The sequence below is a fragment of the Streptomyces sp. NPDC127038 genome (assembly GCF_042725875.1).
In the GTDB taxonomy this organism is placed as follows: domain Bacteria; phylum Actinomycetota; class Actinomycetes; order Streptomycetales; family Streptomycetaceae; genus Streptomyces.
In genome coordinates this window covers 13,344-29,394 of record NZ_JBHXDQ010000095.1, presented here as the reverse complement: position 1 = coordinate 29,394, position 16,051 = coordinate 13,344, and the positions used below count along the sequence as shown (strand labels likewise).

At 71.7% G+C, this 16,051-nt stretch carries 14 protein-coding genes; 3 read left to right on the top strand and 11 right to left on the bottom strand.

Annotation, left to right across the window (positions count from 1 at the left end):
• Positions 1-51: 51 nt before the first annotated feature.
• The 4 genes from ACFWI4_RS38365 to ACFWI4_RS38350 form a co-directional block, all read right to left on the bottom strand.
• Entirely contained in the window at positions 52-1,104 is a 1,053-nt protein-coding gene (locus tag ACFWI4_RS38365; RefSeq protein ID WP_387205964.1) for an aminotransferase class V-fold PLP-dependent enzyme, read from the bottom strand.
• A 125-nt stretch (positions 1,105-1,229) separates the two neighbouring features.
• Positions 1,230-1,955, bottom strand: a complete 726-nt coding sequence (locus ACFWI4_RS38360) for a DsbA family oxidoreductase (protein ID WP_385405522.1) — start codon at positions 1,953-1,955, stop codon at positions 1,230-1,232.
• Positions 1,956-2,033: 78 nt separating this feature from the next.
• A complete protein-coding gene (locus ACFWI4_RS38355; RefSeq protein WP_387205960.1) occupies positions 2,034-2,579 on the bottom strand; it encodes a GNAT family N-acetyltransferase in 546 nt (181 codons plus the stop codon).
• Positions 2,576-3,610, bottom strand: a complete 1,035-nt coding sequence (locus ACFWI4_RS38350; protein ID WP_387205958.1) for a GlxA family transcriptional regulator — start codon at positions 3,608-3,610, stop codon at positions 2,576-2,578. Before ACFWI4_RS38350 ends, ACFWI4_RS38355 begins: the two co-directional genes overlap by 4 nt.
• A gap of 70 nt (positions 3,611-3,680) precedes the next feature.
• On the opposite strand from ACFWI4_RS38350, the gene ACFWI4_RS38345 reads away from it, so the two are divergent.
• Positions 3,681-5,069, top strand: a complete 1,389-nt coding sequence (locus tag ACFWI4_RS38345; protein WP_387205956.1) for an MFS transporter — start codon at positions 3,681-3,683, stop codon at positions 5,067-5,069.
• On the opposite strand, the gene ACFWI4_RS38340 is transcribed toward ACFWI4_RS38345, so the two are convergent.
• Both ACFWI4_RS38340 and ACFWI4_RS38335 read right to left on the bottom strand, forming a co-directional pair.
• Positions 5,029-5,637: a DUF1349 domain-containing protein gene (locus tag ACFWI4_RS38340; protein WP_385405534.1), complete on the bottom strand. Its 609-nt coding sequence runs from the start codon at positions 5,635-5,637 to the stop codon at positions 5,029-5,031. The genes ACFWI4_RS38345 and ACFWI4_RS38340 overlap by 41 nt on opposite strands.
• 132 nt (positions 5,638-5,769) lie before the next feature.
• Complete coding sequence (locus tag ACFWI4_RS38335) at positions 5,770-7,299, bottom strand: aldehyde dehydrogenase (NADP(+)) (RefSeq protein WP_387205953.1); 1,530 nt, start codon at positions 7,297-7,299, stop codon at positions 5,770-5,772.
• A gap of 132 nt (positions 7,300-7,431) precedes the next feature.
• On the opposite strand from ACFWI4_RS38335, the gene ACFWI4_RS38330 reads away from it, so the two are divergent.
• Both ACFWI4_RS38330 and ACFWI4_RS38325 read left to right on the top strand, forming a co-directional pair.
• Positions 7,432-8,205 (top strand): IclR family transcriptional regulator, encoded by a 774-nt coding sequence (locus ACFWI4_RS38330; protein ID WP_385405540.1) that lies wholly within the window; start codon positions 7,432-7,434, stop codon positions 8,203-8,205.
• 106 nt (positions 8,206-8,311) lie between these two features.
• Positions 8,312-9,763 (top strand): peptidoglycan D,D-transpeptidase FtsI family protein, encoded by a 1,452-nt coding sequence (locus ACFWI4_RS38325; RefSeq protein ID WP_387205951.1) that lies wholly within the window; start codon positions 8,312-8,314, stop codon positions 9,761-9,763.
• A 150-nt stretch (positions 9,764-9,913) separates the two neighbouring features.
• Here ACFWI4_RS38325 and ACFWI4_RS38320 read toward each other — a convergent pair whose 3' ends face one another.
• The 5 genes from ACFWI4_RS38320 to ACFWI4_RS38300 all read right to left on the bottom strand — a co-directional run bounded on the left by ACFWI4_RS38320 (position 9,914) and on the right by ACFWI4_RS38300 (position 15,877).
• Positions 9,914-11,365 (bottom strand): NCS2 family permease, encoded by a 1,452-nt coding sequence (locus tag ACFWI4_RS38320; RefSeq protein ID WP_385405546.1) that lies wholly within the window; start codon positions 11,363-11,365, stop codon positions 9,914-9,916.
• Positions 11,366-11,649: 284 nt separating this feature from the next.
• The gene (locus tag ACFWI4_RS38315) at positions 11,650-12,444 is read right to left on the bottom strand and encodes an HAD family acid phosphatase (RefSeq protein ID WP_387205948.1); all 795 of its coding nucleotides are present in this window, start codon (positions 12,442-12,444) and stop codon (positions 11,650-11,652) included.
• 141 nt (positions 12,445-12,585) lie between these two features.
• Positions 12,586-14,316, bottom strand: coding sequence for an L-arabinonate dehydratase (gene araD, locus ACFWI4_RS38310; protein ID WP_387205946.1), 1,731 nt, complete (start codon positions 14,314-14,316; stop codon positions 12,586-12,588).
• Positions 14,304-15,212, bottom strand: coding sequence for a dihydrodipicolinate synthase family protein (locus ACFWI4_RS38305; RefSeq protein ID WP_387205944.1), 909 nt, complete (start codon positions 15,210-15,212; stop codon positions 14,304-14,306). The genes araD and ACFWI4_RS38305 overlap by 13 nt, the downstream gene beginning before the upstream one ends.
• Positions 15,209-15,877 (bottom strand): GntR family transcriptional regulator, encoded by a 669-nt coding sequence (locus ACFWI4_RS38300; protein ID WP_387205942.1) that lies wholly within the window; start codon positions 15,875-15,877, stop codon positions 15,209-15,211. The genes ACFWI4_RS38305 and ACFWI4_RS38300 overlap by 4 nt, the downstream gene beginning before the upstream one ends.
• Positions 15,878-16,051 lie beyond the last annotated feature (174 nt).

The window sequence follows — 16,051 nt, the reverse complement described above, 5'->3', positions numbered from 1 at the left end:
GGACGGCCCCCCGGGAACACGCTCCCCGGGGGCCGTCCGCCGTTCCCGCGGTCAGCCGGAGAGCACGTCCAGCAGCCGGTCGACATCGGCGGCGGTGTTGTAGAGGTGGAACGAGGCCCGCAGATTGCCCGCGCGGTTCGACACCTCGATCCCGGCCCGGCTCAACTCGCCCTGGCGGTGGCCCAGTCCGGGCACCGAGACGATGGCGGAGCCGGGTGCGGGCAGCGGCTCGTGACCGAGCGACGCCAGCCCCGTGCGGAACCGGCCGGCGAGGGAGAGGTCGTGCGCGTGTACGGCGTCCACGCCGAGTTCCTCGATCAGCGCGAGGGAGTGACGCACCCCCGCGAAGGTGAACAGGGCGGGGCTCACGTCGAACCGGCGTGCGGAGTGGGCGAGTTCCTGCACCGGGCCGTAGCAGCTGTTCCAGGGCTCCTCCGCGGCGACCCAGCCCGCGAGCAGCGGGGTGAGTCCGCCGAAGTCCTCGGGCACGACGAGGAAGGCCGCGCCGTGCGGGCCGAGCAGCCACTTGAAGGTGGTGCACACGGTGAAGTCGTAGGCGGCGGCGTCGAACGGGAGCCAGCCCGCCGACTGCGAGAAGTCGACGTAGGTGCGCGCCCCGTGGGTGCGGGCGGCCTCGCGCAGCGCGGGCAGGTCGGCGATCCGCCCGTCGGCGGACTGCGCGGCGCTGACGGCGACGAGCGCGGTGCCGGGCCGCACGGACTCGGCGAGCCGTTCCAGCGGTACGGCGCGGACCTTCAGGTCGCCGCGGACATGGAACGGGTTCAGGACGGAGGTGAAGTCGTCCTCGGCGGTGAGGACTTCGGCTCCCGGGGCCAGCCCGGTCGCGACGAGCGCGCTCTGCGCGGCGACGGAGGGACCGGCCGCGACCCGGGAGGCCGGGACACCGGCCAGCCGGGCGAAGGCGGCACGGGCCAGCTCGACGTCCTCGAAGAGCGGGTCGAGGGGCCTGCCCGCGGCCCGCAGCGCCACCGCCCCGTGCAGGGCCGCGACGGTACGGGCCGGCAGCAGGCCGCTGCTGGCCGTGTTCAGGAAGGTGTTCTCCGGGGCGAACTCGGCACGGACGAGGGTCTCGAAGGTCTCCATGGGACCACTGTGGGCCCGGACGAAGCCCAAGTCCATTGCGCGATTTTGCGCGGTTTCCCTAAGTGATGCTTATACATGGGCCCCGACCTGCGGCTTCCCGCGCCGGGGCCCCCTTGCGGCACGTCTCAGTTCTGCGGAACGGCGCAGCCGTCCGGCCCACACACCTCGGCGTCGGCGTCGGCGTCGGCGGCCTGGATGAGCGTGAGCCCGGGACGCTCGCCCCAGGCCTGGGTCAGCGCCTGGGCGAAGACCTCGGCGGGCTGCGCGCCGGAGACACCGTAGGTGCGGTCCAGGACGAAGAAGGGGACGCCGTTCGCGCCCAGTTCGGCGGCCTCGCGCTCGTCGGCGCGGACGTCGTCGGCGTACGCGTCCGGGTCGGCGAGCACCGCGCGGGCCTCGTCGGCGTCGAGCCCGGCGGCGACGGACAGCTCCACGAGCCGCTCGTCGTCGCCGAAGACGGTCCGCTCCTCGGCGAAGTTGGCCTTGTAGAAGACGCCGATCAGCTCGTCCTGGCGGCCCCGGGCCTTGGCGAGGTGCAGCAGGCGGTGCATGTCGAAGGTGTTGCCGTGGTCGCGGTCCCGGGTGCGGTAGTCGAGGCCCTCGGCGGCGGCCTGGGTGCCGAGGTTCTCCTCGCCCGCCTGGGCCTGCGCCTCGCTCATGCCGTACTTCTTGGTGAGCATCGTGATCACGGGCTGGATGTCGCCCTTGGCCCGGCCGGGGTCCAGCTCGAACGAGCGGTGCACGACCTCGACCTCGTCACGGTGCGGAAAGGCGTCGAGCGCCTTCTCGAAGCGGGCCTTTCCGACGTAGCACCACGGGCAGGCGATGTCGGACCAGATCTCGACGCGCATTCTTCGGCTCTCTCCAGGTCGTACGGTTACGGGACACCCTTCGGGGTCGTCATTACGTGAACGTTCAAGCGGCTCGGGTCATTCCCCGGCCGCCTCCGCCCGCCCGGTCGCGGCCCCGTCCGCCCGCCCGGCCACGGCGTACCGCAGATACAGGTGGTGGTCGCCCTCCTCGGGCGGGTTCTCCGGGTCGGGGGCCCAGCCGAGGCGGGCGTAGAAGGCCTGGGCGCGCAGGTTGTCGGTGTGCACGTCGAGGGTCGCCGTGCGCTTGCGGTCCGCCTGCCACTGCTCCACGCAGGCCGCGTGCAGGGCCCTGCCGATCCCGGCCCGCCAGTGGCCGGGGTCGACGTGGAACTGGAAGAGCTTCACCGTGTCGGCGGGCGCGCCCTCGGCCGTACGGAAGGAGGCGATGCCGACGATCCGTCCCTGTACGACGGCGCACAGCACATGGCCGTCGGGGCGCGTGATGGAGCCGCGCCAGGCCTCGCCCCAGTCGATGTCGCCCTGCGGGAGGCCGCCCGGGTAGTACGTCGAACGGGCCCGGACGTGCAGATCGGCGATGGTCTCGGCTTCGAGGGGCAGGGCGGTGCGGATCACCAGCCCGCCGGTCACACGGTCACTGATCATGCAACGGAGGACGCGACGGCCGCGCCCGCGGTTCCGGTCACCGCCGCTCCCCCGCCGCCTCCGGTCACCGTTCCGTGCCGGCTGAACTGGGTCCGGTAGGCGCTCGGGGTGAGACCGGTGCGGCGGACCACATGGGCGCGCAGCGAGTCGGCCGTGCCCAGTCCGCAGGCCTCGGCCACCTGGTCCATCGGCAGGGTCGTGGTCTCCAGGAGTTCCTTGGCCCGCTCCACGCGCTGGTGGAGCAGCCACTGGAGCGGACTGACCCCGCTCTCGGCGTGGAACCTGCGCGTGAGGGTGCGCACGCTGACGCCCGCGTGCCGGGCCAGGTCGGTCAGGGTGAGCGGCTTGTCGAGGTTGCGCATGGCCCAGCCGCGGGTGTCGGCGCAGGCGTTGCCGCGCTCGGGAGGCAGCGGGGTCTGGGTGAACTGGGTCTGGCCGCCCGGCCGTACGGGGGCGACCAGGGCGAGGCGCGCGACCTCGTTGGCGACGGCGGCCCCGTAGTCGGTGCGGATGACGTGCAGACACAGGTCGATGCCGGCGGCGTAGCCGGAGGAGGTGAGGTAGGGGCCGTCCTGCACGTACAGCACGTCCCCGCACAGCTCGACCTGCGGGTAGCGGCGGCGCATCGCTCCGGCGTGGGCCCAGTACGTGGTGGCCCTGCGGCCCTGGAGCAGGCCCGCCTCTGCGAGCTGGAAGGCGCCGGTGCAGATGGAGGCGATGCGCTTGCCCGCGGCGGCGGCCTCGCGGAGGACCTCCACGATCCTCGGGTCAGGCTCGAAGGGTGCCCCGGTGCCCGCGACGACCACCGTGTCCGCCTCGCGCACGGCCTCCAGACCGTGCGGGACGTACAGGTCGAGTCCGCCGGTCGTGGGCAGGGGTCCCGGCTCGGCCGTGCAGACGACCACCTCGTAGCCGGGCCGCCCGTCCACCCGGACCTTGTCGAACAGCATCTCCGGCATCGCGAGGTTGAACAGCGCGACGGGGGAAGGGGCGATGACGGTGACGCGGTGGGGGGCGAGCCGCTCGGGCATGGCCAGAACCTCCGGACGTATGGCATTCGGGCCACTACTGTACGGCGCCCCGAGTCCGCAGCATGGGGACATGCCAACGAACCAGATGTCCAGGGCCGGCGAACCCGCCGTCGCCCAGCGGGAGTCGGGGACCGGGAGGTCCTCCTCCGCGCTCACCCTCACCGCCGCGCTGCTCGGCTTCGGACTGACCTGTCTCGACGCGTCCGTGGTGAACGTGGCCCTGCCGACGATCGGCTCATCGTTCGGCGCCGGGATGTCCGGCCTCCAGTGGGTGGTGGACGCCTACACCCTGGCCTTCGCCGCCCTGATGCTTTCCACCGGCGCCTTCTCGGACCGGGCCGGGGCGAGCCGGGCGTACGCGCTGGGCACCGCGGTGTTCACGCTCGCCTCGGTGGCCTGCGGACTGGCCCCGGGCCTGCCCGCCCTGGTCGCCGCCCGGGTGGTGCAGGGGGTCGCGGCCGCGGTCGTGCTCCCGGCCTCGCTGGCGCTGGTGCGCCAGGCGTTCCCGGAACCGGCGCGGCGGGCCCGCGCGGTGGCCGCCTGGGCCGCGGGCGGATCCCTCGCGGTCGCGCTCGGTCCCGTGGCCGGCGGCGCGCTGACCACGGTCTGGAACTGGCGGGGCATCTTCTTCGTCAACGTGCCGGTGGGCGCGGTGATCCTCCTGCTGCTCGTGCGGGCACCCCGCTCGCGGCCCCGCCCGGCCCCGCTGGACCTGCCCGGACAGCTGACGGCGGTGGTGGCCCTCGCGGCGCTGGCCTTCGCGGTGATCGAGGGCGGGACCCCGGGTCTGGCCGCGCTGCCGGTGGCCGTGGCCGCGGGCGCCGCGTTCCTGTGGATCGAGAAGCGCCAGGCGCACCCGGTGGTGCCGCTCGGCCTGTTCCGGAACCGGACCGTGGCCACGACGGTCGCCGCGGGCTCGGCGGTCAGCGTGGCCTTCTACAGCATGGTGTTCGTCTTCTCGCTCTTCTTCCAGCAGGTCCAGCACCACTCGGCGCTGTACGCCGGGCTGTTGTTCCTGCCGATGACGAGCCTGATCGCGGTGACGAACGTGGTGGCCGGCAAGCTCACGGGACGCTACGGTCCCCGGCTGCCGATGCTGCTGGGGCAGCCGGTGGCCGCCGCTGGACTGCTCGTCCTGCTGTGCGTCGACGCGAGCACGCCCCCGGTGGTGGTGGCGCTCCTGCTGATCCCGCTGGCGCTGGGGTGCGCGCTGACGGTGCCGCCGCTCACCACCGCGATGATGGACGCCGTGCCCGCCGAGCGGGCGGGGCTGGCGGCCGGGGTCCTCAACGCGGCCCGTCAGGTGTCCGGGGGCCTGGGCATCGCCGTGTTCGGCGCGCTGCTCGCGCACGGCTTCGAGGCGGGGATGCGGCTGAGCCTGGCCGTCGGCGCGGCCCTGCTCACGGTGACGTTCGCCCTCAGCTTCCGTCTCTCAGGTCACTCGGCCAGTCGGGCCTGAACTCGATGTGGTCGTACGTCACGACGCAGCCCTCGCCCATCGGCGACTGGGTCATGAAGCCCACCAGCGCGGCCCCGGTCTCCTTCTCGCCGGCCAGGGTGAACAGGCGGACGAAGGTCCAGCGCTCGCCGTCGCGGGAGGCGTGGAAGGCGAAGGCGCGGCCGGTGCGGCTCACCCGCAGCCAGACGGAACTGCCGTCCACGGTGAAGGAGTTGGCGTCGTCGGAGTGCTCCCTGGTGACCACCGTGCAGACGGTGGGCACGTCCGGGGAGTTCTCCAGGCACAGCTTGGCCCAGGCCCGCTCGCCGACGTGGACGTAGAGCACGCCCGCGTCGAAGGCCGCCCCGAAGCCCACCGTCACCCGGGCGATCAGCTGGAAGTCCCCCTCGGGCGAGCCGAGCAGCCGGGGCGCGTCGGAGGCCGGGTCGAGTCCCTCGCCGGTGGGCGGGACGAAGCGGTCCTGCCGGGGACCTGCCCACCCGGTGAGCACTCCGTCCTCGTAGGACCAGTGCCCGTCGGGTCCGTAGGTGCGGAAGGAGAAGGGGAGTTCGGGGAGTGTGACGTCCATGGGCCGAGTCTCTCAGGTCGGGGGCCGCCCCACCCGGGGAGGCGAGGTGTCGCGCGGCCGGCCGTGCGCCACGCGCGGCCCACGCCGGAAGGGCCGGTCCCCGCGGAACCGGCCCTTCGCGACGAAGGAGTGCTAGCGCTCCAGGCGTCCGTCGTAGCGGCGGGGCAGCCCCAGCGGGTTGTCGTCGCGCAGTTCGGGCGGCAGCAGGGCCTCGGGCACGCCCTGGTAGGCGACCGGCCGCATCCAGCGTTCGATGGCGCTGCCGCCGACCGAGGTGGACGTCGAGGTCGTCGCCGGGTACGGGCCCCCGTGGTGCTGGGCCGGTGCGACGGCGACGCCGGTCGGCCAGCCGTTCACCAGGACCCGGCCCGCCAGCGAGGTGAGTTCGGCGAGGATCTCCGCCCCGCGTCCCTCGCCCGCGGCCTCCTCGGCGGAGAGCTGCACGGTGGCCGTGAGGTTGCCGGGGAGCCGGGCGAGCACCGCGCCGGCCTCGGACTCGTCCTCGTAGCGCGCCACGACCGTGAGCGGCCCGAAGCACTCCTCCAGGAGCAGGTCGTGCTCGCCCTCGGTGGCGAGCCTGTTCGCGGGCACGGTCAGGAAGCCCGGGCTCACCGTGTGCTCGCTCGCGGCGCCCGGGGTGACCGGGGCCTGGACGTCCGGGAGCGCGGCGCGCTCGGCGACCCCGGCGACGAAGTTGTCGCGCATGCGGTGGTCGAGCAGGACCCCGGCGGCGGTGTCGCTCACCGCGTCGGTCAGGGACTTCAGCAGCCGGTCGCCCGAGGCTCCGGCCGGAGCGAGCACCAGGCCCGGCTTCACGCAGAACTGTCCGACGCCCAGCGTCATCGAGCCGGCGAGTCCCGTGCCGATCTCCTCGGCGCGCTCGGCGGCGGCGGCCTCCGTGACGACGACCGGGTTGAGCGAGCCCAGCTCGCCGTGGAACGGGATCGGCACCGGACGCGCGGCGGCCGCGTCGAACAGGGCCCGCCCGCCCCGGACGGAACCGGTGAAGCCGGCCGCCGTGACCAAGGGGTGCCTGACCAGTTCGACGCCGGCCTCGAAGCCGTGCACCAGGCCGAGGACGCCCTCGGGGATGCCGTGCCGGGCGGCCGCGCGGCGCAGGACGGCCGCAACCAGCTCGGACAGGGCCGGATGGTCGGGGTGGGCCTTGACGACGACCGGGCAGCCCGCGGCCAGCGCGCTCGCCGTGTCGCCGCCGGGCACCGAGAAGGCGAAGGGGAAGTTCGAGGCGGCGTAGACGGCGACCACGCCCAGCGGCACCTTGTAACGGCGCAGGTCCGGGACCGGCGGGGTGGCCGTGCCGTCCGGGTGGTCGATCACGACGTCGAGGAAGGCGCCCTCGTCCACGATCCCGGCGAAGGCGCGCAGCTGGTAGCAGGTGCGGGCGAGTTCGCCGGTGAGCCGGACCGGGCCGAGCGCGGTCTCCGCGTCGGCCGCCTCGACCAGCAGGTCCTTGGCGCCTTCGAGCAGGTCGGCGGCGGTACGCAGGAACGCGGAGCGCACCGTGCGGTCGGCGAGGGCGGGACGCGCGGCGTGCGCGGCGCGGACGGCCTCGTCCACCTCCTGGCCCGTGGCCTCCACCGCAACCTGCTCCCGCTGCTTCCCGGTACGGGGGTCGACACTCCAGACTGGTGCTGCTGCCACCGCGGGTCCCTTCACCTGTGATGCCACCGTTCTTGTGTCACTCACCAGGGCTGTTCGATATGCTGAACGCTGTCTCTGATGGTGAACTCTCGGTCGGAGACTATTTCCCGTCCAACGAAGGGGTCAAGGGCGATGTCGGCAGGCGAGACAGGCGGCGGGGCGCAGGTCAAGTCCGCGGTGCGGACCGTTGAATTGCTGGAGTACTTCGCCGGCCGGCCCGGAATGCATTCCCTCGCCGCGGTCCAGGAGGCCGTCGGATATCCCAAGTCCAGCCTGTACATGCTGCTGCGCACGCTCGTGGAGCTCGGCTGGGTCGAGACGGACGCGACGGGCACGCGGTACGGCATCGGCGTACGGGCCCTGCTGGTCGGCACCTCGTACATCGACGGCGACGAGGTGGTCGCCGCGGCCCGCCCCACCCTCGACCGGCTCTCCGACGACACCACCGAGACGATCCACCTCGCGCGCCTGGACGGCACCAACGTCGTCTATCTGGCCACCCGGCAGTCGCAGCACTATCTGCGCCCCTTCACCCGGGTCGGCCGCCGCCTCCCCGCCCACTCCACCTCGCTCGGCAAGGCGCTGCTCGCCACCTACGCCGACGAGCAGGTCCGCAAGATGCTGCCGGAGACCCTCCCCGCGCTGACCGAGCACACGATCACCGACCGGGAGAAGCTCATCGAGGAGCTGCACCAGGTGCGGGAGCAGGGCTTCGCGGTGGACCGCGAGGAGAACACGCTGGGGCTGCGCTGCTTCGGCGTGGCGATCCCGTACCGCACGCCCTCGCGTGACGCGATCAGCTGCTCGGTCCCTGTGGCCAGGCTCACCCCCGCGCACGAGCAGACGGTCAAGGACGCCCTGTTCGACGCCCGCGACCGCCTCACCCTGGCCACCCGCAGGCTCTGACGGGCGCACGAGGCCGGTTCCGTACGGGGCCGGCCTCCTGAGGGATCGATGAGAATCAGGACGCGCGGGAACGATTCGCCCCCGATCACTCGTCCTTCTGTGCGGAATGAACAAGACGATCAGGCGTGCCGCCGTCTTCACTCTGCTGCTCGTGCTCTCTCTGCTGGTGAGGGCGACCTGGGTGCAGTTCTACGACGGGCAGGCACTCGCGGACGACAAGGACAACCGGCGGAACGCGATAGCGCTGTACGCGAACCCGCTCGGGAACATCATCGTGGGCGGTGAGGCGATCACCGGCTCCGCACAGACGACAGGGAGCGACCTCAAGTACAAGCGGACGTACAAGGACGGCAGCCTGTACGCGGCGGTCACCGGCTACAGCTCGCAGGTCTACGGAGCCACGCTGCTGGAGGGTGTCTACCAGAAGCTGCTGGACGGCTCGGACATCTCGCTGAAGAACCCCCTGGACACGCTCACCGGCAAGCGCGCCGACCCCGGTGACGTGGTCACGACGATCGACCCGGCGGTGCAGAAGGCCGGGTACGCGGCGCTGGGGAACAACAAGGGCGCCGCCGTCGCGATCGACCCGAAGACCGGCAAGATCCTCGCGGTCGTCTCGACACCGTCGTACGACCCCTCGACGATCAGCGCGGGCAACAGCGCCGTCTGGACCAAGCTGACCAAGGACCCCGACAAGCCGCTGGTCAACCGCGCGCTGCGGCAGCCGCTGCCGCCGGGCTCGACGTTCAAGCTGGTCGTCGCGGCCGCCGCGCTGGAGGACGGCCTCTACCCGAACGTGGACAAGCACACGGACAGCCCCGACCCGTACACCCTGCCGGGCACGACGACCCCCCTGACCAACGAGAACAGGTCCGCGCCCTGCAAGGACGCCTCGATCCGGGTCGCCCTCCAGTACTCCTGCAACAACGTCTTCGGCAAGATGGCCGTCGACCTGGGCCAGGACAAGGTCAGGGCGATGGCGGAGAAGTTCGGGTTCAACGACACGAAGCAGGACGTGCCGGTGCGCGCGTTCGCCAGTGTGTACCCCACGGGCATGGACAAGTCGTCCACCGCGCTGACCGGTATCGGGCAGTACGACGTCACCGCCACCCCGCTCCAGATGGCCATGGTGTCCGCCGCCATTGCCAACGACGGCAAGCTGGTCTCCCCGCACATGGTGTCGCAGACCAGCGACTCCGGCGGCGATGTGCTGAAGAACTACGACGACAGCGCGGGGACCAAGGAGATCGTGAGCTCGGGGACCGCCGAGCAGCTCCGGTCCGCGATGCAGACGGTCGTGGAGAAGGGCACGGGCACCAACGCCCTGATCCCCGGCGCGACCGTGGGCGGCAAGACCGGCACGGCCCAGCACGGCGAGAAGAACAGCAAGACGCCCTACGCCTGGTTCACGTCGTTCGCGAAGTCCGACGCGACCGGCAAGGAGGTCGCCGTCGCGGTCATGGTCGAGCAGTCCGACGCGGCGCGCTCGGAGGTCAGCGGCAACGGCCTGGCCGCGCCGGTGGCCAAGGCGATGATGCGGGCGGCGCTGAAGAACTGAGGCACGCCCGGCCCGTACACGAGACGGCCCCGCACCCTGCCGAACGCGTCGGACGGGGTGCGGGGCCTCTCCTGTGCGGGGTCGTCCCTCATGAGCGGGGGTCCCTCGGGTGCGGGGTCCCTCAGGTGCGGACTCGGCCGCGCGGGCCGGTCACTTCACGCCGAGGAGCTGCTCCACGGGGTCGATCGCGAAGTAGACCAGGAACAGCGCCGAGACGGCCCACAGGAGCCAGTTGACCTCCTTCGCCTTGCCCAGCACCGCCTTGATGACGACGTAGGCGATGAAGCCGGCGCCGATGCCGTCGGTGATGGAGTACGTGAACGGCATCGCGACGATGGTCAGGAACGCCGGGATCGCGATCTCGAACCTATCCCAGTCGATGTGCTTGACGTGCGTCATCATCAGGAAGCCGACCGCGATCAGCGCGGGCGCCGCCGCCTGGAGCGGGACGATGGTCAGCAGCGGGGTGAGGAAGAGCGCGAGGCCGAAGAGGCCGCCGGTGATCAGGTTGGCGAAGCCGGTCCGGGCGCCCTCGCCGACACCGGCCGCGGACTCGATGTAGGCGGTGTTGGAGGAGGCGGAGCCAAGTCCGCCCGCGACGGCGGCGGCGCCGTCGATGAACAGCACCCGGCCGATGCCCGGGACCTGCCCCTGCTCGTCGAGCAGCCCGGCCTCGGCGCTGATCCCGACGATGGTGCCCATGGCGTCGAAGAAGTCCGACAGGACCAGGGTGAAGATCAGCAGGACCGCGGTGAGCACGCCGGCCTCGGCGAAGCCGCCGAACAGGCTGAAGTGACCGAGGAGCCCGAAGTCCGGGCTGGCGACGATCTTGTCCGGGACCTTGGGGGTGGTCAGGCCCCAGCTCTTGATGTCGGCGACGGCGTTGACGACGATCGCCACCACCGTCATGGTGACGATGCTGATGAGGATCGCGCCCTTCACCTTGCGGGCGAGCAGCGCGATGGTCAGCAGGACGCCGAGACAGAACACGAGGACGGGCCAGCCGGTGAGCCGGCCCACCGCGCCGAGCTGGACGGGCACGGTGGTGTTCGCGACGTCCGGGATGCGGCTGACGAACCCGGCGTCCACGAAGCCGATGAAGGCGATGAACAGGCCGATGCCGACGCCGATGGCCTGCTTGAGCTGCTGCGGGATCGCGTTCATGATCGCTTCTCGCAGGCCGGTGAGCACCAGGACGCAGATCAGGACGCCTTCGAGGACGACCAGGCCCATCGCGTCGTCCCAGCTCATCAGCGGCGCGAGCTGGAAGGCGACGACGGCGTTGAGGCCGAGGCCCGCGGCGATGGCCAGCGGGAGGTTGCCGCCGATGCCCATGACGACGGTCATCACGCACGCCACCAGCGCGGTGGCGGTGACCAGTTGGCCGGTGTCGAGCGTGTGCCCGAACTTGTCCTTGGCGCTGCCGAGGATGATGGGGTTCAGGACGAGGATGTACGCCATGGTGAAGAAGGTGGCGAATCCGCCGCGTATCTCACGGCCGATGGTGGAACCTCTGGCGGATATCTTGAAGAACCCGTCGACCCCACCTGCCGCCGGTGGTGCGGCACTTGGCCGGTTGTCGACCTTTTGAGCTTCGGACATGGCGATTCTCCTCGTTGCCTGCGCGTTCGGCGTGCGGATGCTGGCTGGATTGTTCCCTCCTTCAACCGGTTTCAGGTTTTCTCCGTGTTACGGAAATCGAGTTGAGACCCGCCGTGCGGGCCGGGACGCACCGGTGCGGGGATTCGCTCGCCCGCCGGAGACAACCGTCCCCGCGTTTTCGCCGTCATCGAGGGTGTGGACCTGCCGGCCTGAGCCCCCCTCGGCCGGCAGACGAACGCCCCCGCCGGTGACGACCGGCGGGGGCGTTCGACCATGGGGGCGCGTCAGCTCACGAAGTACGTGGGGTTCGGGAGCTTGTAGGTCCGGTCGGCGTAGCCGCCGTCGAGGTCCGAGTACTGGTCGCCGAAGTTGGCGACGATGTCGTACCCGAGGGACTCGATGTGCTTGCGGGTGCCGGACTTGTACTGCACCGTCGTGCAGTTCCAGGCGGCGGCGGTGGCGCAGTCGCTCAGGTAGGCGGGCGGGTTGGCCGCGTCCTTGAGGAACATGTGCGCGGAGTCGAGGTTGACGTCGACACCGATCTTCTTCAGGTTGTCGACCGCGGAGACGCGCTGCGACTCCTTCAGGCCCGAGTTGTAGAAGACCTCGACGCCCTTGGAAGCGGCGTAGTTGACGAGGTCGGGGCTGCCGAAGACGGCCGGACGGTCCGCCTGGGCGACGTACGCGGCCCAGGAGGCTGAGTTGTAGGTGTAGTTGGTCTTCTTCTCGTAGTCGAGCGAGAGCAGCAGGGTGTCGTCGATGTCGAAGACGACGGCCAGCTTCTCGTGCCGGTGGTGGGCCGTGCGGGCCGCCTGGTCGATGTGCCGCTTCGCGGCCGCGTCGAGGCGCGCCAGGTCCTTGGCGTACTGGCTGTCGGGGGACGCCTGGTAGACACCGTTGCTGTCGGCGGTGGTGCCGTAGTAGGTGTCGATGTCCTTCACGAGGACGCCGATGTTGTAGGGCTCGTGCGTCGAATTCGCCGTCGACTGACCGGCGGTGGCGACGCCCGTGCCGTAGAGGGCGGCGCCGGCGACGACACAGGTCGCGGCGACGGCCGCGATGCGGAGTGGCTTATGCATGACAGGTTTTCTACGCGCGTAACACCTCTGAGCGCGAGGTCCTTTGCCCGATCGATACATACTTTTCGGCCGACTTGAGCCCCAAGTCCCGTCCCGCGGGTGTCGGTTCGGGGTCACGACGGGCCGTCCGGCGGCGGGGTCTCAGCCCGCGTACGGGTCCGGCACCTTGCCCGGCCGGGCCAGGAAGGCGAAGTCGCAGCCGGTGTCGGCCTGGGTGATCTGCTCGGTGTAGAGGGCCCCGTAGCCGCGCTCGTACCGGACGGGCGGCGGGGTCCACTCGGCCCGCCGTCGTTCCAGCTCCGTCTCGTCCACGTGGAGGTGGAGCGACCTCGCTCCGACGTCGAGGGTGATCAGGTCCCCGCTCCGGACGAGGGCGAGCGGACCGCCGACGTACGACTCGGGCGCCACGTGCAGCACGCACGTGCCGTAACTCGTGCCGCTCATCCGGGCGTCGGAGATCCGCACCATGTCCCTCACGCCCTGCTTCAGCAGATGGCCGGGGATCGGCAGCATCCCGTACTCGGGCATGCCCGGGCCGCCCTTGGGTCCCGAGCCGCGCAGCACGAGGACGCTGTCCGCGGTGATGCCGAGCGACGGGTCGTCGATGGTGCGCTGCATCGTGCGGTAGTCGTCGAAGACGACCGCGGGGCCGGTGTGCCTGAGCAGGCGAGGCTCGGCGGCGATGTGCTTGATGACGGCGCCGTCCGGGCAGAGGTTGCCGCGCAGGACGGCGACTCCGCCCTCCGCCGCGACCGGGTCGTCCCGGGTGCGGATGACGTCGTCGTCGTGCACCCGGGCACCCGCCAGCTGCTCGCGCATGCTGTCGTGGGACACCGTGGGCCGGTCCAGGTGCAGCAGGTCGGTGATCCGCGACAGGAACCCGGGCAGGCCGCCGGCGAAGTGGAAGTCCTCCATGAGGTACTTGCGGCCGCCGGGCCGTACGTCGGCGAGGACGGGCACGGTCCGGGCGATCCGGTCGAAGTCGTCCAGGGTGAGGGTGACTCCGGCCCGTCCCGCCATGGCGATCAGATGGATCACGGCGTTGGTCGAACCGCCGATGCCCAGCACGGTGGTGACCGCGTCCTCGAAGGCGTCGGCGGTGAGGATCTGCGACAACCGCCGGTCCCGGTGCACGAGTTCGACGATACGGAGCCCGGCCGCCGCCGCCATCCGGTCGTGTCCGGAGTCGACGGCGGGAATGCTCGACGCGCCGGGAACGGTGACACCGAGCGCCTCCGCCGCGGCCGTCAGCGTGGACGCGGTACCCATCGTCATGCAGTGACCCGGCGACCGGGCGAGCCCGCTCTCCAGCTCGGTCAGCTCGCAGTCCCCGATGAGACCGGCCCTCCTGTCGTCCCAGTACTTCCACATGTCCGTGCCGGAGCCGAGGACTTCGCCGCGCCAGTGGCCCGGGAGCATCGGTCCCGCGGGCACGAAGACGGCCGGCAGGTCGACCGAGGCGGCCCCCATGAGCAGCGCGGGCGTGGTCTTGTCGCAGCCGCCCATGAGCACGGCCCCGTCCACCGGGTAGGACCGCAGCAGTTCCTCGGTCTCCATCGCGAGCAGATTCCGGTACAGCATCGGGGTCGGCTTCTGGAACGTCTCGCTCAGCGTGGACACCGGGAACTCCAACGGGAATCCGCCGGCCTGCCACACCCCCCTCTTGACGGCCTGGGCGCGTTCGCGAAGGTGCGCGTGGCAGGGGTTGATGTCGGACCAGGTGTTGAGGATCGCGACGACCGGCTTGCCCAGATGCTCCTCGGGGAGGTAGCCGAGCTGCCGGGTCCTGGCCCGGTGGCTGAACGAGCGGAGCCCGTCGGTGCCGTACCACTGATGGCTCCTGAGGTCCTCGGGCCGCCTCACCGGGACCATCCGGCGGCCAACGCGGCGACCTCGGACCGCTCGCCCGCGGGCAGCCGCCGGCTCGGCGGGCGCACGTCGGGGCGGCACAGGCCGAGCGAGGACAGGGCCTCCTTGACGACGGAGACGTTGTCGGCGGAGGCGTCGGCGGCGCGCAGCTCCTCGAAGCGGCGGATCCGCTCCCAGATCCTCATCGCGGCCGGATAGTCGCCCGACCGGAGCGCCTCGATCATGCTCAGCGAGACGGCTGGGGCGACGTTCACCAGGCCCGAGGTGAATCCGGTGGCTCCGGCCGAGAAGTACGAGGGGGCGTACGGCTCGGCGAGTCCGGCCACCCAGACGAAACGGCCGAGGCCGGCGTCGCGGGCGAAGGCCGCGAAGCGCGCCGCGTCGGGGACGGCGTACTTCACGCCGACGACGTTCGGGCAGGCGTCCGCGAGTTCGGCGAGCCGGGCGCCCGCGAGCGCCGGGTTGCGGACGTAGGGCACGACGCCCAGCTCCGGCACGGACTCGGCGATCGCCCGGTGGTAGTCGACCCAGCCGGCCTGCGAGACGTAGGGGTGCACGGGCTGATGGACCATCACCATCGGTGCGCCCAGGGCGCGGGCGTGCCGTGCGGAGGCGACGGCGGTGGGCAGGTCGTGGCCGACGCCGACGAGGACGGCCGCGCGGTCGCCGGCCTCCTCGACGGTCGACTCGGCGACGGTACGGCGCTCCTCGGGGGTGAGGGCGTAGAACTCGCCGGTGTTGCCGTTGGGGGTGAGGGTGCGGACTCCGGCGTCGGTCAGCCGGCGCAGCAGGGTCCGGTGGGCGTCCCTGTCGATCGTGCCGTCCTCGGCGAACGGGGTCACCGGGATCGCCACGACCTGGGCGAGTGCCGCCCGCTGGGTCTCGAACGCGGCGGTCATTCCCGTCCGTCCTCCTCCTGGCTCCGGGGAAACGCCCGTCGTACGAACGAGGCGATGTGCGCGTGCAGCGCCGCGGCCGATCCGTCGGCGTCGCCTTCGAGGGCGAGGCGCAGGATCTCCGCGTGCTCGGCGGCCTCGCGCTCCCAGGAGGGGTCGGCGGCCCAGGCGACGGCGGAGACGAGGGCCGCCTGGTCGCGCACCTCGTCGAGCATCCGGACGAGCAGCGGGTTTCCGCAGGGCGCGTACAGGGCCCGGTGGAACTCCCGGTTGGCCAGGGACCGTTCGGCGGCGTCGGCGGCGGCGCCGGCACGGGTGAGCGCGTCGCGGGCGGCGTCGAGGGGGGTTCCCCGGCGCACCACCCGCCGCAGCGCCTCGGGTTCGAGGAGCAGCCGTACGTCGTACACCTCGCGCGCCATGTCCGCGTCCACCATGCGCACCGTGACGCCCTTGTACTGGTTCATCACGACGAGCCCGGTGCCGGCCAGGGTCTTGAGCGCCTCGCGCACCGGCGTCTTCGACACCCCGAACTGCGCGGCGAGGTCGGTCTCGACCAGGGCCTGTCCCGGGATCAGCAGCCCGGTGAGGATGCGGTGTCTGATCCCTTCGAGCACGACCTCGGTGCGGGAGGGGATCGGGGAGGGAATCGGGGTGGGCACAGCGGTCATGCGCGCCTCTCCGGTCTCGCGTATCGCGTCTCATATATGACGTACGAAGTACGACGCGTCGACGGTAGAAGCGTGACCGTGTTTCGTCAACGGCCTGGGCGGGATCGGTGGGGGCGGTGACGGTGGAGCTGTCGCGGCGGAGCGGTGGAGTCGTGGCGGCGGATCGTGGTCCGC